Below are 19,948 nucleotides of genomic sequence, written 5' to 3'. Positions count from 1 at the left end.
AGTTAAGTCGTTTTAAATCAGACGTGAAGAGATGTACATGAGCAGAGCTTGTAGGTCGACGCTGCTTCGGGTCTTTTGTAAACGCTCATTGACCTGATCGTGAAGCAGGTTTCTGGTTAGGTTAGTGGCCGCCACAATGTGCTCTCGCTGTGGCTTGGTAGGCAGGACCAAAGCGATGGCAACGTGTACTTCACCAATACGTGATGCCCAATCAATAGGGTCGTCACTGACGATGACCGCAATCGAGAGATCTTGGGTCGATTCAAACATCACATGTGGCAAAGCAATACCTGGGGATACACACGTAGACGAGCGTTCTTCTCGTTTAATAAACGCAAGAATCAGCTCATCCGGATCTTCTGGATACACGAGATGAGCAAGCCCTTTTAGACATTCAAACTTGGTCAGTTGAGTTTGTGCTTTGGCATGGTGCCACTTGATGTCACAAGGTGGGCATATCTGTGGCATGCGCTGGATTAAGTCATTCGAAAACTCATGGTTCACTTGTGAGCCGACCATGGCGTAATGCTCAGCAATCACGTCTTTAAGAACGAAACAGGCCAGCTCGGCATCAATCCCTACTGCGGTTATCTGACACAAGTCGCCACGAAGCAAACCTACTTGTAACATCGCGACAGACTTGGAGAGATCGGCCATTCGGTTTTGAGTGATGTTGATAATACGGATGGTACTTTTGAACTTCTTTGCCAAGCGGCTAAGTGGCTGCGCGACGTGTGAGTTCGCGGCAGGATCGTCAACGAAGAAGGTGATCTGATACTCGTTCATGAAAGGTCTAGGTGCGACAATGCTTAATAAAGACTTTATCGGCACTCAACAATACCTCTTCCATAGGAATGAATAGGGTTTTCGCTGGGTCGAAGCGGTTTGGCTGTTCAATGTCGATATCAGAGACGATCAATACCCTGTCTGCGAGGGTAATGTCCTGTGYAGTCAGTAAGTTTTCAATACCCATGGCTCCTTGTGTTTCAACCTTGATTGAAACGTTGAATTTAGGGGCTGTTTTATTTAGAGCATCAGCTGCCATATAGGTGTGCGCAATGCCTGTAGGGCACGCAGTTACCGCTACAATTCTCATTATTATTCTCGGCTTAATCTCGTCCCTGTTACGTTACATAAGCTACCTTTCACAAGCTATTTTGTAAGAGCTATCTTGCGTGGGAAATCCAGTATGGAAAGCTCGCATAGAGGAGGGGCGGTTTGTTTATGGGTTCTGTGGATTTTATGGATTGCCGTTTTTTATTCTAAGGTGAACGTCACACTCTGAGTTCTTGGTTACAATAATCCAGTTAATGCACCTTTCGTCCTATATGATGATCGCCGGCACACCGCTAATCTTTTCATCCTATTAACATCGAATTTTAATTTAGGTCGGAAGAACCTAATTACTTCAGTCTGAAATCAGGCGAGGCAGAGTAAACCATGGATATCACTAACATTATCGAGCCCGAGATTATCTGCTTAGATTTGAAAGCAGACTCCAAACAGGCGGTTTTTGAAGAGCTTGTCGAGTTACTCGATCGTGCCGGTAAGCTCTCCAATAAAAGTGAATTCCTTGATGATATCTGGAAGCGTGAGGCCATTGGTAATACGGGTTTTGATGATGGTATTGCGATTCCACATGCGAAAAGCACTGCCGTTGCTAAACCTGCTGTCGCGGTAGGCATTAGCCGAACGGGCATTGATTATGGTGCTGATGGCGGTGAACTGTCTGATGTGTTCTTTATGCTCGCTTCACCTGACAACAATGATGACCATCATATCGAGGTACTGGCTCAGATCTCGACCAAATTGATCGAAGATGGCTTTGTTACAAAATTAAAGGCAGCCGAGTCGGTTGAGGAGGCTCAAGAGTTGTTTCTCGAAGCCAATTCGGACTCCTTCGATAGCTATGCCTCTAGCCATCATGAAGTGTATGTCGAGCCGCTCAGTCCTTGGGCACAATCTCTCAATAGACTCAAAGAACATTTGTTATACGGCACTTCGCACATGATCCCATTCGTAGTCGCGGGCGGCGTGTTGTTGTCTTTGTCGGTGATGATGTCGGGTCACGGCGCAGTACCAGAGAGTGGCGTTCTAGCTGACATCGCACAGATGGGCATCGCAGGCTTAACCCTGTTTACTGCCGTATTAGGCGGGTACATCGCCTATTCAATGGCCGACAAACCGGGTTTGGCGCCCGGTATGATTGGTTCTTGGGTTGCGGTGAATCAATACAACACCGGCTTTCTAGGCGCGATTGTGGTCGGTTTCTTTGCGGGTTTTGTGGTGAACCTACTAAAGAAGATCAAGCTGCCAGACAGTATGAGCTCGTTAAGCTCTATCTTCATATATCCACTAGTCGGCACCTTCGTCACTTGCGGGGCGGTGATGTGGGTGATTGGTTCCCCGATAGCCCAAGTGATGCTAGAGATGAACCAAATGCTCACGGGGATGGCAGGCTCAGGAAAAATGGTGCTCGGTAGTATTTTAGGCGCGATGACCGCCTTTGATATGGGGGGACCAATCAATAAGGTCGCTACACTGTTTGCTCAAACTCAGGTAAATACCCAACCTTGGTTGATGGGTGGCGTTGGCATTGCGATTTGTACGCCACCACTCGGTATGGCTCTGGCGACTTTTATATCGCCGAAGAAGTTTAAACGCGACGAACGCGAAGCGGGCAAAGCCGCAGGGATCATGGGAATGATCGGCATCAGTGAAGGTGCGATCCCATTTGCTGCTGCCGACCCTGCACGCGTTCTGCCTGCGGTTGTTGCTGGTGGCATTGTCGGTAACGTTGTTGGCTTTATGTTCCATGTAGTGAACCATGCACCATGGGGCGGTTGGATTGTTCTGCCTGTGGTTGACGGAAAAATTGGCTACATCATTGGCACACTGGCGGGAGCGCTCACCACGGCTTTGATCGTGATACTGCTGAAAAAAAATGTGGTAGAAGGTGACGAACTTTCTTATCAGTCTGCCGGTGGTTCGGTAACAGAAGAAGGGCAAGCGGATGTGTTGGCAATTACTTCATGCCCATCAGGTGTTGCTCATACTTTCTTGGCGGCTAAGTCTTTAGAAAAGGCGGCCCATCACCTTGGAGTTCGGATAAAGGTTGAGACCCAAGGTGCCAACGGAATAGGTAATCGCATTACACAGAAAGATATTGAAAGGGCGAGGTTGGTGATCTTCGCTCACGATGTGGCGATTAAGGAAGTTGAGCGCTTTGCGAATGTGAAAATCTTAGATGTCAGCACTAAAGAAGCGATGCTCAATGCGCAGGCGTTGATCATGCGAAAGGTGTAACCCTTAAACTTTAAAGTTAATCATCTATAAAGTTAACTAGACTCAAACTAAAAAGACTCCGCTCTAGCCTTTGGCTAACAGTGGAGTCTTTTTGTATGGCCTCTAAAACAAGTTGAGCTTTTAAAAAGGATGATACTTAAATACGTCTTCAACCATAGAGTTAAGCAAATCGATGTCGTCACAGGTTTTCGCGTAGGTACGCAAGCCTGCGATCTGAACTTGAACATGTCGAGCAAGTTGAGTCGGTTCACGCTCTTTGCTTATTTCACCAAGCTCTTGAGCTTCGGTAATCAGCTTAGCGAACTCACCTTCCATGATCTTAAGAGATCTCTTCGCCTCTTCTAATAATTCGGCGTGCTCGTCAGTCAACTCAGCTACCGTCTTAGCCAACATACACATGCCATTTGGCGCACTTTTTTTAGATTCAACTACTGCACGTTTTACGAAGCTTTCAAGCGCCTTGATTGGTGAGTCTGTTTCGCTGCGAAAGCAGTTCAGGTTGAGAATGCCAAGTTCGGTATAGCGAGCAAGCGTCTCTTTAAACAAACCTTCTTTGCTGCCAAACGTCGCGTAGATGCTACCCGGACGCATATCAATCACGTCTTGCAGGTTACGCATAGAAGTCGCGTGAAAGCCCTTTTCCCAATATAGGTTCGTTGCTTTATCTACTACGTCTTGTCTATCGAACTTCGCGGTCTTGGCCATAACATCTACTTCATTAATCTGAACATATGTTCAATATTTTATGCTGAACGTTCGTTCTAGTAAAGGTGTGTTTTGCTCAACTTAATTGTCTTCCTTGCAACTTGTTGGTGCATAAGGTGCTCGATTGAATGCAATTAATAGACAAGGTTTGGCAGTTTTTATTCTGGTATCATTATCTAATGTCTAAGTAAGACTAGTCGTCGACGACTTCGACGGTTTTATGCTGCGCGCCGTAATAGGTGCCTTCATCGATAGTGTACATCAGCGTTTCTTCGCACTCTGGGCAATCGAATTCTTCATTAGGTTCGATTGCTGCTTCTTCTACCCATTCCCATCCAATGTGTTCTTCGCAAGCGGGACAGTCCATAAAAACCTCTAATTATGCTTCTACATTAATTGAATTCGTAACTTTTTGAGCACGGCATTATACATAGTTAGTGCTGAATATATAGCGACAACTGAGCAGCTAAATGGTTTGTGCACACCTCTTTAGGGGTATGAAAAACTTTGATTTTTCAGTCGCTTGTGTCAGAAAAATGTTGTTGCACGTTTTTTGTGTTTTCTAAAGTAGCATAGCTAACGGTTTTATAAATAAGTCAATGAATTCTGTAAGGTGAAATGTTGCTTTCAGCGCACGCTGAACTGTGTGGTATGGAAATTGAACTATATTAATTAAGTTGAATAATTATACGGTCACAGTAAATGCACATCCGTCTGGAAATGTACTGAGCTAGATGACCGAGAAATATTTGTTAGCTGCTAGGGAAATGATAATGAAATTAACCGATATGTCTTTTAAGCAAAAAATCATCGCTTTGCTTATTTTACCGATCTTGGGATTTCTATGGCTTAGCGTTTCTGCGATTTCAAAAGGCGTAGAAACAAAGACTGAAATGTCCTCATTGAATAAACTGACGCGCCTTTCGGTTGTGTACAGTGAGTTAGTGCATGAGTTACAAAAAGAGCGAGGCATGACAGCTGGCTTTATTGGTTCTCAAGGAACCAAGTTTGTCAGTGAATTAGCCGCGCAGAGAACCAATGCCGACAACCGTCGTAACCAAAGAAATGATTACTGGCAGTCTGCCAATATCAATCTGCCACAGATCAATCGCCTGAATACAGAGATAAGCCAGAGCCTTAATCAGATCACGACGATTCGAAATCGAGTGGACTCTCAATCTATCTCGCTTTCAGAGGCATTGGGTTACTACACCAAACTGAATGCTAAGTTACTCAGTGTTTCTGCCTTAATTGCAGAGCTGAGTTCTGATGCCATCATCACTAAAGAAACTATCGCTTACTATAATTTCCTGCAAGGTAAAGAGCGCGCTGGTATTGAGCGTGCGGTTCTCAACAACACCTTTTCTAGAAATGAGTTCGGCCCAGGTATGTTGGTTAGATTCATCTCTTTGGTGACACAGCAAAATACCTATTTCTCTAACTTTGAAGTGTTGAGCAACCCAGCGAACGTTCGTTTCTTTGAGCAGCAGTTAAATGACCGCTCTGTAGCAGAAGTGGAAAAGCTTCGTAGTTTGGCTGAATCTAAGATGAGCGGCTTTGATGTTGACCCTGTGTACTGGTTCTCTCAATCTACTGCTCGTATTGTTCAGCTAAAGAAAACTGAAAATCACCTAGCTGAATCACTGATTGCGCTGACCGAGAAAAAGATGTCAGAAGCGCAGTCTGTGATGATGATGAGTATTGGTCTGTTTGCTTTGATTACGTTGTTCGCAACCTTTGTCAGCTTTAAGGCGATCAGCGACCTGACGATGAGAGTGAAAGACCTGACAGTGATGTTGTCTAAAGTTCGTAATGACAACGATCTTACGGTTCGTGCTAAGTACGCTGGTAACAGCGAACTTGGCCAGATCTCTTCGGCACTGAACGAAACCCTAGAGAAGTTTTCAAACGTTATCGACAACCTGTCTCAGTCGAGCCTGACTTTGGCTTCAGCCGCTGAAGAAACCTCGCAAACTTGTCATTACAACTCGAGTACGCTGGTTCAACAACAAGACCAAATTGGCTTAGTTGCGACGGCGACAGAAGAGTTATCAGCAACGGTAAATGAAGTGGCCGCTAAAACTCAGCAGACAGCAAGCTCCGCTAAACTGGTCGATGAGCAGTCGCAAGAAGGTTTGAGTACGGTTCAAAACTCTTACCACTCTATCGAAAAACTGGCTTCTGAAATTAATGACCTAGCGGAAAAAATCACGCATCTACACGAGAGCAGCAATAACATTAACAGTGTGATTGATGTGATTAAGTCGGTAGCAGAACAAACCAACCTACTGGCATTGAACGCGGCAATTGAAGCGGCACGAGCGGGTGAGCAAGGCCGTGGATTCGCGGTAGTGGCTGATGAAGTTCGCACGCTAGCACAACGTACTCAGCAATCGACAGCTGAAATTGAAGGCTTTATCAGCTCGCTACAGTCTGATGTTCAAACGGCGTTTAATGTGATTGATAACAGCCAGAAGATGTCGTCTAAAGCAGTTGAGGATTCAAAAGAGGTCGAGCACACCTTACAAGGAATCTCCGCATCGGTAAGCGAGATATTTAGCATGACCGAACAGATCGCTACAGCGACAGAAGAGCAAGCCGTCGTAACTCAAGATATCGCGCAAAACGTGATGGCGGTTGAGCAGAAATCGACAGAGTCGACCACAGGCGCAACTCAAATTGCAGCAACCGCCAAAGAACAAGCTGAACTGGCGGCTTCATTGAAAGAGATTGCGAGCACGTTTAAGAGCTAGCCATAAGCGTTCAAATCAATCTGATTAGCAAAACTAAAAAGCCCGCGAATCACAGGATACACGGGCTTTTTTACAGACGCTCGGGCTAGCCCAGAAACTCTAACCCATAAACCAAGACACGAAAATTAACGCACCAAAGCCAAAGGTAGCAACAAGTGCTGTGTCGCCGCCAGCTGCTGTGTAGCTACCCTCGGTTTGTAGGTGAGGGAAGTCTGGTCTACGAACTTTAACTACCATCGCGAGTGGTCCCCAGATAGCTAAGAACACCAACACCATGCCTGCATAGTCGAGCATGCTGACGAATTGGCTAGCAAACAACTCAGCCAATACCAGAGGCAGTACAAAGGTCAGAGCGTAAGCCATTAACTTGTTGTTGGTTACCGCGTCTTTGTTTTGGTCATACAGCGCCATGGACACGCCGAGGAAAGAAGTCACCAATGCCAGTGCAGAGAACAAAGCAATCACTACTTTTAACCAAGCAGATTGTCCGCTAAACGCAGAGATCAACTCTGAAATGTTGTGGAATTGGCTGATCGCGTCTGTGCCAAGGTTTCCGATAATCGCGAACAACCAAGTGAGGTAGCACACGAACGGAATCACAGAGCCCAACAGAATCATATTACGGATCTGCTTTTGAGTCGCTTCACGGTTGTAGATAACCAGTGACGGGATCACCACCATAGAGGCAAAGCTGGTAAAGATAACCGCGCTGTATTGCACCACGTCATTGGCCGTGTATTGGCTAGTTTGAATTAGGTAATCAAGACGGATATTGCTAAACAGAGAAGCGATAACAATAAACAGCATCACCACCATCATGATGAATAGACCACGGTTCAACTTGTCGATATAAGACTTACCCGCTACCACAACCACACCCATAAACAGGCTGAAAACTGTATAAGCAGCAGATGCAGAGATGTTCACGCCGACATCGAGCAGTAGCTTATGGATGATGTCACCCACACCCAAGATATAAGCGATGAGCATGCACACTAGAAGCAGGTAAAAGAGTGCATTGATAAAGTGTTTACCTTTGCTGCCCAGAGTGAGGTAAGCAACACTGCTCATGCCACTGTTGTCTTTAGTTTTGGTACACGCCTCTGCCAGTAGGAGTGCAGAGTAAGTGGTGCCGATAAAGATAAGTAGCATCAGCACTGAGCTGATCATGAAGCCAAATTGGGCCAACACCATGGGAATAGCAAGCATGCCAGCCCCTAATGCAGTTCCTGAAAGAATCAAAGAACTGCCGAATAATTTCATATTCAAGAAAGCAACCTCAAAGTATCCAATTAATTTTTTGTTGGATTGTAAATATTTGTTACCAAGCCTAACAAATTACTCAGTAAAGTTAGGGGTTAAACTCTAATTATTTTTGAATTTTTCTAAAAAACTTACAAAGGTATTTCGGAGTATTATCTGTGATCGTTTGACGCATTTTCTTGGTGATTGTATTTGTTGCTTTAGTTAACGTTTATTCATTGTTGAATGATCTAGCAGTCAGAAATATTCGATTAGAAAGAAGTATGTTTATGAGTCAATTGTTTTCAATTCATCAAGTTTAATAACCTCTCCTTTTCTTGAATCCCGTTCAGACAATGTCGATGACTAATCGTTCTATGGTTAAAAGACACGCTCAGAGAGCTTTACCAATTTGAAGGTAAAGAAGGAAAAGACGAAATAAATGTCTAAAAGTTTGTTGACCTGACTATAGCTTCATAGTTTATCTTTGCTACCGAAATGAGAGGGGAAGTGCATGTATCGTATCTCTGAACTGGCCGAATTAGTTGGGCTGAGTCGTTCCACATTGTTGTATTACGGCAAGCTAGGTTTGATTGAGGCTCAACGCCAGAGTAATGGTTATCGTCTTTATTCTGAAAAGGAGCTACAGCGTGTTCGCTTGTTGCAGCAACTGCAAGCGGGTGGGCTGACGCTCAAAGAGTGCCAAGCTTGTCTAGATGCAAAGATAGAGCGCAGCTTACTGGAAAATCGTCTTAAGCAGTTAGACGAAGAGCTCGTTCAAAAGCAACGATCACGCGACCTACTAGCAGCAATGCTAGGTGAAGGTGGTCTAGACGAGTGGCATGAGTCGATGGATAAGCTTGCGCCAGATGCACACATCGATTGGTTAATTAAACAAGGCTTCGATGAAAAACAGGCTCTAAGATTGAAGTGGCTATCGAAAGACATGAACGAACATGAGCAATATATGGCCGATTTTGGCACCATCTTTGAGGGCTTAGAGCGTTTAGGGCCTGGAACGGCTGAAGATACTTTAGCGGCACTAGCACAAGTTCCTATTTCTCCAAAGCGTGTACTTGAGATAGGTTGTGGCAAAGGCATCGCGACCAATGTGTTAGCGAACGCTATCAAAAAGCACCAAGCCGACGTACACATTATTGCGGTCGACAATGATCAACCGAGTTTGGACATTCTAACTCAGCAAGCACAAGCATCTGGATTAGAAAGTAATGTTCAAACCGTGTGCGCAAGCATGATGGATTTACCGTTTGAAGCTAAGTCGTTCGACCTGATCTGGTCAGAAGGCAGCGCTTACATCATGGGTGTTCAGAAGGCATTAATGCACTGGCGGAAGCTACTCATCGATGATGGCACCTTGGTTGTGAATGATTTGGTCTGGAACACAGATACCCCAAGTGAATCAATCAAAGCGTTCTGGCAAAAAGAGTACCCAGATATGACGACGGTAGCTGAACGTATCAAGCATGCAAATGCGGCGGGTTACCAAGTATTGGGTGAATTTGCGATGAGCGATGCAGGCTGGCTTGCCTATTATCAGCCTTTACAAAAGCAAGTCGAGTCTTTGAAAGCGACGATGCCAAACTCAAAAGCGCTCGCAGATTGCGACAATGAAATTAAACAATTCTTCAATAACAGCGAACTTGTGGAAGGTTCTCAAGGTTCAGCAAAGCGTGATTTTGATTATCACTTCTTTGTGTTGAAGAAAGCACAGTAAGTGAAGAGCACTATGAAATTTAGACAACATGATTCAAGTGAGATCGAAACGATCACGCAACTTTTTACTCAAACCTTTACTGATTCAGAAGGCGAGAACGAGGGTAAAACAGTAGGTAAGCTTGCCAAGGATCTTTTAACGACCACAGATCCAACAGAGCTACTTTGTTTTGTCGCGGAAGATGATACTCGTGAATTAGGAAGCACAATTGTAGGCGCGATTATTTTTACTCCGCTTTCATTTGATGACGAAACTAAGGCTTACTTGCTCTCTCCAGTAGCGGTGAGCACTCAAGTTCAAAAGCGTGGGATCGGCCAAAAGCTGATTAACTTCGGCTTACAGACTCTAAAGGAACAGGGTGTCGAGCTTGCTGTGACATACGGTGATCCTAGTTACTATTCAAAAGTAGGTTTTGAGCAAATCACTACTGAGCAGATCCCAGCACCATTCGAGTTGAGCTACCCTCACGGTTGGATCGCTCAATCGCTGACTGGCGGTGAAATCAAAGTGGCGAGCGAACAGTCTAGCTGTGTTGAAGCTTTGGCTCATGCTGAATACTGGTAGTTGCTTAAAATAAAATCTTAGATGAATGAAAGCCCATCAGGTTTCACTTGATGGGCTTTCTTGTTATGAGCAAAAGATATTCGTCATGCTTCAATGTAAAACTTGAACATATGTTCAAAATAACACTTGAACGATCGTTCTAATTTGTTCTATATTGTTGTCACACTAACGGAGAACAGTAATTAATTGCTCCGTAATTGAATAACTTTAAAATCATAAATTGATAGGGATAAAACAATGAGCAACTTCAAAATTCACTCAATAGAATCAGCACCCGCGCAGAGCAAACCTATTCTTGAAGGCGCTAAAAAACAGATGGGGCGAGTTCCAGGCTTGTTTGGTGTGTTGGCTGAATCCCCAAACACGCTTAAAGCTTACACTCAGCTTCATCAGGCGTTTAGTGACTCATCTTTCGATGCTGAAGAGCTTACGGTTGTTTGGCAAACCATTAACGTTGAACACGAATGCCACTACTGCGTACCTGCGCACACTGGCATTGCACACTCAATGAAGGTTGATCCGGCAATTACTGAAGCACTGCGTAATCGCACCGCAATGCCAACAGAAAAGCTGCAAGCTCTGCACGACTTCACACTAAGCATGGTTCGTAATCGCGGCAATGTGCCAGCAAACGAAATGGAAGCATTCTTCGCAGCGGGTTACGGCCAACAACAAGTATTAGAAGTGATTCTTGGCCTGTCACAGAAAGTGATCAGTAACTACGTAAACCACGTTGCTCAAACACCCGTAGACAAAGTATTCGAACAGTTTGCTTGGGAAGGTTAATCGCATTTAACTAATTAAATAGTAAGAATGATGAAAGCCCCGCTCGGATGAGTGGGGCTTTGTTGTATTTAGGATCTAGTTTGTTTTGGCTAAGCAGTTAACGTGCATGCTTCGCGATCAAATTAGCCAACGTCACTATCCCTTCTTTCCAATCTTTGCTCTCTTCGATGTTGGCGACAGTGAAGCGCAGGCAGTGTTTGTATTGGTCGTGTGTGCCAAATACCGTGCCGGGTAAGATGCCCAGTTTATGTTTCAAGCAATCTTGATAGATGGCGTAGCTGTCGACCGATTCTGGTAGCGTTATCCAGTTGAGAAATGAGCCTTCCGGTTTTGATAGGTGGTAGCGCCCGACAAGATGTGGGTAACTATCTAATGCTTGTATTAATAGGCTTTGAAACTGTTTTTGGTTGGTTTGATAGAGCCGTTTCATTTTAGATAAATGGCTGCGATACTTGCCCGTTGTGAGGAATTGGCCGACTGCAGATTGCATGAGGTTCGAGCTGCCCATGTTATCGCAAAGCAGATACTTCTCGACCAAGGGTTGATAGCGACCAGAAAGTAACCAACCGACACGTAAGCGAGAGTCCAAAGTCTTGGATAGTGAGTTCACGTAGATCACTCGATCTTGGTCATCCAGCTCTTTCAAGCTCGCAATAGGTGCATCAAACGTCAAGCTACCGAACACATCGTCTTCGATAATCGGCAAAGCTCCGGTTATTTCCAGCAGCGCTTTTCGATTGGCTAAAGGCATTCTTGAGCCTGTCGGGTTGGTAAAGTTGGGTGTCAAAAGTAGCGTTTTTACTTCCCATTTATTTAGGGCGCTTTGTAGTGAAGGAATATCGATTCCGTGGCTGACACTGCTTGGTATTTCAAGGGCTTGTAAACCAAGCGACTCGAGTAACAGTAAGTTACCAAAGTAACACGGTGACTCTACCGCCACGATGTCACCCGGTTTGGTTAATGCTCGTAACGCTAAGCTGATCGCCTGTTGTGCACCGTGAGTAATCGCAATCTCTTTCGATCCTGCGGGTACGCCCAGATCATGTGTGATCTTTAACAATTGTTTTACTAATTGCTCGTCGCCGGGGGGCAATTGGTAATAACCGGGCAACTGAGCTTGTAAACGGCTATGGCGACCGATCTCGGCGTATAAGCTTCGAATGGCAGGGTTATTGATGTTCGGGTGAGCAGAGCCGGCAAGCAGCTTCATGCGACCTTTCGGGCGAGAGAGTACCGATTTGGTGACAGACAAGAGGTCAACTTTTTGTGGTTGGCTGGGTGCATCCCAACTTGTGGTGTTCGGTGCTTTAACGCGATAACCCGACTTGGGAACGGAATACACCCAGCCCGTCGCTTCCAACTCTTGATAGGCTCGAATCACGGTATTTTTGCTGACACCCAATTGTTCACTTAATTGGCGGATTGAGGGAAGGCGGTCATCTGGGTGAAAGAGCCCTTTATCGATCTGAGCTTTAATATGCTGTTCGGTGGCGAGATATTTATTGCCGCTGACTTCTGCTTCCACGTTGTTCTCCCTCGTTGCTCACACTCAATCTGTAACCATTTAAAGTGTTATATCTGTATCTTTATTAGTTATCTGTACCCAACTAAGGTAACAGCATTGATGAAGAGTTGACCAGAGGTTTGTAATGCTGATTAAAATGATTCCGTTCGTGTTTGTAATATTGTGGTCGTCAGGCTTTGTTGGCGCACGCCTTGGCGTGGAATACGCCGAACCCGCGACGTTACTTTCACTTAGGATGGTGGCCAACGTGGCGCTGTTCTTGGTTTTGATTGCAATCCTTAAACGTCGTATCCCTCGTGGTCGAGCATTTTTCCATGCTTGTGTGGTTGGTATTTTGATTCACGGTTTCTACCTTGGTGGTACCTATCTAGCGATTGATATGGGGATGCCTGCTGGATTGAGTTCTTTACTGGTGGGCTTGCAACCGATACTTACCGCGCTGATCATGGTCAGTTGTACCTCGCAACGTTTTAACTTCGCGCAATGGCTTGGCTTAGCGCTTGGTTTTGCGGGTATTAGCTTAGTGTTAGTGGGTAATATTGAATGGCAATCGGATGACCAAAAAGGCCTGGCGACACTGTTATGTTTAGTATCACTGGTAGGCATTACCTGCGGCACTTTATATCAAAAGCGGTTCTGTAAGGGGACTGATATGGTGGGCGGTGCGATAGTGCAATACTTGGCTTCTGCAGCGTTGTTTTTGCCTTTCGCGATGCGTTACGAAACGATGCAAGTGAACTGGACAGTGGAATTTACGTTAACGCTGATTTGGCTGGTGGTCGTTCTATCTTGTGTCGCAATACTGTTGTTACTTTACATGGTGGAACACGGAGCATCTTCAAGTGTTGCATCGGTGTTCTATCTCGTTCCTCCGACAACCGCGATTCAAGCTTGGCTTATCTTCGGTGAATCATTCGATATCTACGGTGCAATGGGCTTTGCGTTGTCTGCCGCCGCGGTTTATCTGGTGGTGAAGAAGCCAGAGTTGGTGAAGTTGCGAAGACAAGCGGCTTTAAATCGTTAAAACAAAAAAGAGCCTGATAATGCAGGCTCTCTTTTTTTGCTCAATTTTTCGCTAGCGATTGATGATTAGCGCTTCATCAAACAAGCGTAAGCCGTTGTAAACGGTGCTTCTTGGTATTGCTTAAGGCCAGTCTCTTTGAACTTCATCATAAGAGGGTTACGCTTAAGGCTTTCTTTGATTTCAGCTGGAGATACAACGGTTACGTCTAGGCCGTCGATAAGCTGAATTGCTGCTTCAAGTTTGAAGCCGAAACCACCGCCAGCAAATTTGCCTTTAGTTTGACGTTGGCGAATTACAACTTTTTCTACTTGGTAATCTTCCATTAACTTTGCAAAAGAGAATTGAAAGTCTTTCATATTCTGTGTGTCGTTTGCGTCGCTAATCGCAACCTTAGAAACTCGGCAATCAGGAATGTTAAATACGCCGTCTGACAGAGAAAGAAGACAGATGACTGCATCGTTACCTTTGATTTCAACACCACAAATTTTCATGTTCTTACCTACTTATTTTAGAGCCCTACATTATGGTGTTATTTCTAACACTTCTCCAGTATTTGCGCGTATCAGCGGCAAATAAGTCTAAATCAGAGAGAATTTTAGTCGCCGAAAGTTAACCTTTGATGGAAAACATCAAACCACTAACGCAAAGTGTTGCTGAATTCACATCCAATCAACAGAGGGGAAGTGAAGTAGCTCAAGTAATGCGAGCAACTAATGAAGTGTTAAGCGGTAACGAATTAGATGCGTAGACGGTAAATAATGTGTCGAAGACTTATACGCAAAGCATATCAAGCAAGGTGACAGCAATTTGTAACTTCAATACACTGTATGGGTAACCATCGTTCAATATAAGGTAAAGGCATGGCCAATTGGGAAGGGGTAAGTGAGTTTGTTGCAGTAGCAGAGCGTGAGAGCTTTACTGGTGCGGCGCAGAAGCTCGCTACGTCAGTGGCTCAAATCAGTCGTAGGGTGGCTAACCTTGAAGAACGCCTCGCGGTAAAACTCCTTAATCGAACGACTCGTAAGGTGTCTCTTACCGAAGCCGGGCAGCTCTATTATCAGCAGTGTAAGTTGTTGGTCGAGGGCTTAGAAATTGCGGAGTTAGCTGTAACGCAGATGCAATCCACACCGAAAGGTTTGCTGAAGGTGACTGCACCCGTGACCTATGGCGAACGCCAACTCGCACCGATACTTCACCAATTCTTAAAGCTTCATCCGCAAGTCGAGCTAGAGCTAATGCTGACCAACCAAAAGCTCGACCTTATCGATTCTGGCGTTGATGTGGCGATTCGCCTTGGCCGCTTAGAAGATTCAAGCCTTGTGGCAAAGAAGCTCTCCCAACGACAACTCTACGTGTGTGCAAGCCCTGAATATGTTGAGAGTTATGGCGAGCCGCATACGCTTTCTGAGTTAAGCCATCACCAATGCTTGGTCGGTGGCTTTGAGCACTGGCGCTTTAAAGAAAATGGTCGCCCTCGGTCGGTTCGTGTTAATGGGCGCATTAAGTGTAATAGTGGTTTAGCTTTATTGGATGCGGCAAAGCAGAGCATCGGCTTAGTGCAGCTACCGGAATACTACGTAAGCGAAGATCTTGATTCTGGTGAGTTGGTCGAAGTGTTATCCGATTACCGAGACGATAAAGAGGGGATCTGGGCGCTTTACCCGCAGAATCGTAACCTATCTTCAAAGGTTCGCCTGTTAGTCGATTTTTTGTCTGAGCAACTAGACTAGTTCTATCTGGCACGATAATACGGATAAAAAAATGGGCTTCAGAACAAAGATTCTAGAGCCCATTTTGATTTATGTTCAGTCGTTTTTACCTGTTAAGTATTAAACCGTGAAACGGTCCACCAAGTGGTAAAGCTCATTCGCACGACTGTTTAGGTTTTGGCTACCTGTGCGGTTTTGATTTGCTAATGCTGCTGACTGCGAGCTTTGATCGGATATCACGACAATGCGTTGAGATATCTCTTGGCCGACAATGTTTTGCTGTTCTGTTGCCGTCGCAATAAGCGAGTTCATGTCCATGATGGTATCGATCGACTCTTGGATCTTCGCCAGTGCAGCGGCAGCAGCGTTTGCTTCTTCCACGGTTTGAGCACTGCGGTTTTGACTTGAATCCATCGCTTTTACCGCAGCGTCTGAAGCGGCTTTTAGTTGCTCAATCATCTTGTGAATATCGCCTGTGCTCTCTTGAGTTCGGCTTGCCAGCTTACGAACCTCATCTGCAACGACTGCAAAACCACGACCTTGTTCACCTGCACGAGCAGCCTCAATAGCGGCATTCAGTGCAAGTAGGTTAGTTTGCTCCGCAATGTCTTGGATAACCGCCAATGAAGAGGAGATGTTCTGAACATCGCCTTCTAAACGTGATACCACGGTGTTGGCTTCTGATACTTCGCTCGCTAGGCCTGCCACCGAATCTGCAGCTGCGTTTACTATTTGCTGCGCTTCTTTCGCGTTGCCTTCGGCAAGCTTCGCTGAATCCGCTGCTTGGCTAGCATTGCTTGAGATCTCTTGCGCGGTTGTGGTCATCTCAGTCATCGCTGTTGCAACTTGTTCAGTTTCTTCACGTTGGCCTGTGGCAATTTCGTCGACCTGCGCTGCACGAGAAGACATGCTAGACGTTTCGGCTACCACTTGCTGGCCCACATCACTTACGCTGCGAATGATGGTTTGCAGGCTGGCAACAAATGCATTGAAGTTCTCGCTGAGCTTAGTGAACTCGGGTGCTTTGAAGGTTTCCATTCGAGCGGTTAAATCGGCTTCACCACTCGCAAACGCGCTGATTGAACGGTCAAACTGCTCAAGTGGCTTCATAATTGTGCGGTTCACTGCGACTGCAAACATGGCAACCACAAGAGCGATGAAGCCACAGAATATAGCGATGGCAGTCAATGAGCTTTGCAGTGCAGCATTCGAGCTCTCTTTCATTTCTGCGATGACCGCATCAATATCGTCAGTGTAAAAACCCGTGCCTAGCATCAAATCCCATTGTGGGATGAATATTGAGTAGCTGAGTTTAGGTAGGGCTTCAGACTGACCAAGTTTTGGAAAGTAGTAAGTGGTGAATTCTCCAAGCTTCGAGTTCTTGATGAGGTCACGAATCAGATAATTGCCTTTCTTGTCTTGCAGGTCATAGTAATTTTTACCAATGCCATCGTTGTTTTGCCCAACCACTACTCGAACGCCTTTAGAGTCGTAGCCAAAGATGTAGCCAGACTCGCCATATTCGAGTGTTCTTAACGTAGGTAAGGCTTCTTCTAATGTTGCACCTCTGTCCAAGAACGGACTGATAGAAGATTGGGCCATTTGCAGATACGCTTTGAGTTCCTTTTCTTTCATCGCCATCATATTGCTACGCGTCGATTCTACTTGTTGTGCGGTTAGCTCGGTGCTCTTCATATACGTCACGCTCATCATCCCAAGTGCCATCAAAAGCAGTGGAATGAAAGAGAGAATATAAAGGCGGTTTTTGATGGTTAGGGTCATGTCACGTTTCCTGTGTGATTGTCTCATGCAATTTTCAACACATTATTAATGTGGTTTTAAAATGTAAATGGACTTGTTGTTGAATTGTTATCCAGAAATGATTTTGTTTTATAAACATGATGGCGGTTAGATTTTTTGGGTGATAAGCCTTGCAACTAGAGGCTTAAGAGCGAAAAAGTGAGTTTGTATCGATGCTTTTGAATTCGACGCTGCTTTGTTAGAATGCGACGCTTTGTAGCACCCTGCTATGTCTATTCGTTAAGTGAGAAAGATTCATGAATAAAAGCCATGTGACTATTGGTTTAACTAACCCAAAGAGCCCGACAAACGTTGGCGCTGTTATGCGTGCGGCTGGTTGTTACCAAGTCGACGAAGTTAAATACACAGGGCAACGCTACGAAAAAGCCGCAAAATTTCACACCGATACCAAGAGTGCAGCGCGTACCATCCCGTTGACTGGTGTTGAGTCGTTTTTAGACAATCTTGATCCAGAAACTAAGATCGTGTGTGTAGAACTCGCAGAAGGTGCCACGCCACTGCCGCGTTTTAAACACCCAGAAAACGCTATCTATATCTTTGGCCCTGAAGATGGGTCTATTTCTCAAGATGTTGCCGATAGAGCGGATCACGTTGTGTACGTTCCAACAGTTGGCTGCATGAACTTAGCTGCAACAGTGAATGTGTTACTTTACGATCGTCTTGCTAAATCTGATGAAATGGATGAGAGCAACGAGCTGATTAAGAAAAGTCGTGATAACCGTAATCACCTGCTAATCAAAGAAAAGTAAATCTCTACTTCTAGTGTTATCTATCCCGTACGCAATCGGATATTATCTTGAGTTCATTACCAGATAATTGAAGGGTTAGATAACACCATGGAAGACAAGAAATTACTTGCCGCGCTACAACAACACCCTGTCCTCGATCTATATCAGTTATTCCAAGAAGTTGGCCAAAACCGCTCTCTGTACGTATTGTTAGAGAGGTTATCTTCCCTTAAAGAACATCATCAATTGAGCACACGTCTCAGTCCTTTTAAGCCTCATATTGAAGGGTTACTAGCTCAATTCGATAGCACCACACCGGACAGTGAAATCCTCAAGGCGGTTGCTCTTCAGTCTGAGATTCAGCAGCGAGGCCACAGCATGAGCCGTTACATCATGACATCAGATAATCATCGTCACTTTTCTCCGAATGCAGACTTAGTCATGTTTGGTGATTCGATCACTGAATGGGCTCCGTGGGCGGATATTTTCCGTGATATTTCTATGGTTAACCGCGGCTTGGCTGGTGATACCACATCAGGCATGTTGCGCCGCATTGATACCACGTTGAACGTGAAGCCAAAGCTGGTGTGCTTTATGGCAGGGATAAACGATTTAGCGCAGGGTTATGATGTCGACCATATCTACCAGAACTACATTGATATGCTTAAGGTGTGGCAAGAAAACGATATTCGCATCTTGGTGCAATCAACGCTTTATGTAGGGTCTAAACTGCAAAGCTTGAACCCTTCGGTGGAACTGCTCAATAGCAAAATAAGTGAGTACTGTGCTCAGCAAGGCATTGTGTTCTTAGATGTGAATTCAGTATTGTCACCTAACAAGCTTTTGTCGAACGAGTACTCATGCGATGACTTGCATTTGAATGCTAAAGCTTACCAAGCTTGGGCTGAGGTTCTTCAACCTACGATAGCTGAGTTACTAAAATAAATGCACGTAGATAGCCAAATTCATGTAGATCGCTAAGTTGATAGATAGACAGCTTAGTAAATACAACTGAATCCAAGCCCTAAACCTGTTCGGTGAACCAAAGGACATCAATTTGAACCTAAGACAACTGGAAGTCTTTTACGCCATTATGCAGACCGGAACCGTATCTGGAGCTGCACGCAGCTTACATGTGTCCCAGCCTAATGTGACGCGTATTTTGGCGCACACCGAGCAGCAGTTGGGGTTTGGCTTGTTCGAGCGTGTCAAAGGTCGATTAGTACCAACGGTTGAAGCGAAAACCTTGTTACCAGAAGCGGAGAAGGTCTACCAACAACTAGGCCAATTTCGGTCTTTGACTAATAAAGTGAAGCAAGGTCATCAGCATTTACGTATTGGTGCGCCGCCAATTCTGGCGACCAAATTGCTGACTCCGGTGATTGCCCAAATGTCTCGCGAGCAATATTCCAATAAACAAGAGATCTCTTTTGAGTTGTTGACTGCTAATCGCGACGAACTGTGCGCTGGGTTGTTAAAACATGAGCTCGATATTGCTATTGCATTTGGAGACGAAGCACCGCCAGCAATATTGTCTGAAACGCTATTAACTGAATCACTTAAGGTTCTGGTTCCATCCAACACCGTAGAGAATCTACCGACAGAGTTAACCCTTGATGACCTGATCAATTACCCGTTGCCAATCATTGGACTTGATAGTCGTGACCCACTGGGTTTGCTGCTCCATCAAAGCTTGATTGCGCGAGATGAGCATTATCATCATCCGATATCGGTACGCGGATACAGCGCTGCGGCGGAACTGGTCAAGCATCAAGCAGGCTTTGCGATTGTTGATCCGTGGACGGCAAAACAGTACCAAAATGACAATTCAGTTTGTGTATTGCCACTGCAGCCAGCTATTCCTTTCTCAGTATCGACTCTATGCGCTGAACATACACCACAGTCGATTGCGGCCAAACAGTTCATTTCAGCACTGCGGCACTCATGTTATTAGCTAAGAGCAGTTAGCTGATAGTTTTACTGTCTCCGATCACTACCGATAACATCAGCTACCCATAACATCATGTTATAGGCACGCGATAAATAGGCA

General features: G+C 45.2%; 18 protein-coding genes. 10 read left to right on the top strand and 8 right to left on the bottom strand.

The window, feature by feature from the left end:
* Window positions 1-12: 12 nt before the first annotated feature.
* Both L1D22_RS04835 and L1D22_RS04830 read right to left on the bottom strand, forming a co-directional pair.
* Window positions 13-786 (bottom strand): PTS sugar transporter subunit IIA, encoded by a 774-nt coding sequence (locus tag L1D22_RS04835; protein ID WP_239828887.1) that lies wholly within the window; start codon window positions 784-786, stop codon window positions 13-15.
* Between the two features lie 7 nt (window positions 787-793).
* Window positions 794-1,096, bottom strand: a complete 303-nt coding sequence (locus L1D22_RS04830) for a fructose PTS transporter subunit IIB (protein ID WP_239828886.1) — start codon at window positions 1,094-1,096, stop codon at window positions 794-796.
* Between the two features lie 344 nt (window positions 1,097-1,440).
* On the opposite strand from L1D22_RS04830, the gene L1D22_RS04825 reads away from it, so the two are divergent.
* On the top strand, window positions 1,441-3,306 hold the full coding sequence (locus tag L1D22_RS04825; protein ID WP_239828885.1) for a fructose-specific PTS transporter subunit EIIC: 1,866 nt from the start codon (window positions 1,441-1,443) through the stop codon (window positions 3,304-3,306).
* 120 nt (window positions 3,307-3,426) lie between these two features.
* Here L1D22_RS04825 and L1D22_RS04820 read toward each other — a convergent pair whose 3' ends face one another.
* Together L1D22_RS04820 and L1D22_RS04815 are read right to left on the bottom strand one after the other, a co-directional pair.
* Complete coding sequence (locus L1D22_RS04820) at window positions 3,427-4,011, bottom strand: TetR/AcrR family transcriptional regulator (protein WP_239828884.1); 585 nt, start codon at window positions 4,009-4,011, stop codon at window positions 3,427-3,429.
* A 193-nt stretch (window positions 4,012-4,204) separates the two neighbouring features.
* Entirely contained in the window at window positions 4,205-4,378 is a 174-nt protein-coding gene (locus tag L1D22_RS04815) for a hypothetical protein (protein ID WP_008216632.1), read from the bottom strand.
* Between the two features lie 406 nt (window positions 4,379-4,784).
* On the opposite strand from L1D22_RS04815, the gene L1D22_RS04810 reads away from it, so the two are divergent.
* Window positions 4,785-6,764, top strand: a complete 1,980-nt coding sequence (locus L1D22_RS04810; protein ID WP_239828883.1) for a methyl-accepting chemotaxis protein — start codon at window positions 4,785-4,787, stop codon at window positions 6,762-6,764.
* Between the two features lie 99 nt (window positions 6,765-6,863).
* Here the strand turns inward: L1D22_RS04810 and L1D22_RS04805 are convergent, their stop codons facing one another.
* Window positions 6,864-8,027: an aromatic amino acid transport family protein gene (locus L1D22_RS04805; RefSeq protein WP_239829030.1), complete on the bottom strand. Its 1,164-nt coding sequence runs from the start codon at window positions 8,025-8,027 to the stop codon at window positions 6,864-6,866.
* A gap of 493 nt (window positions 8,028-8,520) precedes the next feature.
* Here L1D22_RS04805 and L1D22_RS04800 point away from each other — a divergent pair, with 493 nt between their 5' ends.
* The 3 genes from L1D22_RS04800 (at window position 8,521) to L1D22_RS04790 (ending at window position 11,091) form a co-directional block, all read left to right on the top strand.
* Complete coding sequence (locus tag L1D22_RS04800; protein ID WP_239828882.1) at window positions 8,521-9,741, top strand: MerR family transcriptional regulator; 1,221 nt, start codon at window positions 8,521-8,523, stop codon at window positions 9,739-9,741.
* Window positions 9,742-10,305, top strand: coding sequence for an N-acetyltransferase (locus tag L1D22_RS04795; RefSeq protein ID WP_239828881.1), 564 nt, complete (start codon window positions 9,742-9,744; stop codon window positions 10,303-10,305). It abuts the gene before it with no gap.
* A gap of 237 nt (window positions 10,306-10,542) precedes the next feature.
* Complete coding sequence (locus tag L1D22_RS04790; RefSeq protein WP_239828880.1) at window positions 10,543-11,091, top strand: carboxymuconolactone decarboxylase family protein; 549 nt, start codon at window positions 10,543-10,545, stop codon at window positions 11,089-11,091.
* Window positions 11,092-11,188: 97 nt separating this feature from the next.
* Here the strand turns inward: L1D22_RS04790 and L1D22_RS04785 are convergent, their stop codons facing one another.
* Window positions 11,189-12,616 carry a PLP-dependent aminotransferase family protein gene (locus L1D22_RS04785; protein WP_239828879.1) on the bottom strand — a complete coding sequence of 476 codons (1,428 nt, stop codon included), beginning with the start codon at window positions 12,614-12,616 and terminating at the stop codon, window positions 11,189-11,191.
* A 124-nt stretch (window positions 12,617-12,740) separates the two neighbouring features.
* On the opposite strand from L1D22_RS04785, the gene L1D22_RS04780 reads away from it, so the two are divergent.
* The gene (locus tag L1D22_RS04780; protein WP_239828878.1) at window positions 12,741-13,640 is read left to right on the top strand and encodes a DMT family transporter; all 900 of its coding nucleotides are present in this window, start codon (window positions 12,741-12,743) and stop codon (window positions 13,638-13,640) included.
* 65 nt (window positions 13,641-13,705) lie between these two features.
* Here L1D22_RS04780 and L1D22_RS04775 read toward each other — a convergent pair whose 3' ends face one another.
* Window positions 13,706-14,131 (bottom strand): DUF3010 family protein, encoded by a 426-nt coding sequence (locus L1D22_RS04775; RefSeq protein WP_017061669.1) that lies wholly within the window; start codon window positions 14,129-14,131, stop codon window positions 13,706-13,708.
* Between the two features lie 369 nt (window positions 14,132-14,500).
* Between L1D22_RS04775 and L1D22_RS04770 the strand changes: the two genes are divergently transcribed.
* Window positions 14,501-15,370: a LysR family transcriptional regulator gene (locus L1D22_RS04770; RefSeq protein ID WP_239828877.1), complete on the top strand. Its 870-nt coding sequence runs from the start codon at window positions 14,501-14,503 to the stop codon at window positions 15,368-15,370.
* Between the two features lie 99 nt (window positions 15,371-15,469).
* On the opposite strand, the gene L1D22_RS04765 is transcribed toward L1D22_RS04770, so the two are convergent.
* A complete protein-coding gene (locus L1D22_RS04765; protein ID WP_239828876.1) occupies window positions 15,470-17,131 on the bottom strand; it encodes a methyl-accepting chemotaxis protein in 1,662 nt (553 codons plus the stop codon).
* Window positions 17,132-17,406: 275 nt separating this feature from the next.
* Here L1D22_RS04765 and L1D22_RS04760 point away from each other — a divergent pair, with 275 nt between their 5' ends.
* From L1D22_RS04760 to L1D22_RS04750, 3 genes are all read left to right on the top strand, one after another.
* Window positions 17,407-17,919 (top strand): RNA methyltransferase, encoded by a 513-nt coding sequence (locus tag L1D22_RS04760; RefSeq protein ID WP_017061674.1) that lies wholly within the window; start codon window positions 17,407-17,409, stop codon window positions 17,917-17,919.
* Between the two features lie 87 nt (window positions 17,920-18,006).
* The gene (locus L1D22_RS04755; RefSeq protein WP_239828875.1) at window positions 18,007-18,843 is read left to right on the top strand and encodes an SGNH/GDSL hydrolase family protein; all 837 of its coding nucleotides are present in this window, start codon (window positions 18,007-18,009) and stop codon (window positions 18,841-18,843) included.
* A gap of 112 nt (window positions 18,844-18,955) precedes the next feature.
* Window positions 18,956-19,852: a LysR family transcriptional regulator gene (locus L1D22_RS04750; RefSeq protein WP_239828874.1), complete on the top strand. Its 897-nt coding sequence runs from the start codon at window positions 18,956-18,958 to the stop codon at window positions 19,850-19,852.
* Window positions 19,853-19,948: the final 96 nt, after the last annotated feature.

The sequence above is a fragment of the Vibrio sp. Isolate34 genome, from assembly GCF_022397915.1.
Lineage (GTDB): Bacteria > Pseudomonadota > Gammaproteobacteria > Enterobacterales > Vibrionaceae > Vibrio.
Note: the sequence above shows the minus strand (reverse complement) of the source record. Positions and strands in the feature narration are given on the sequence as shown.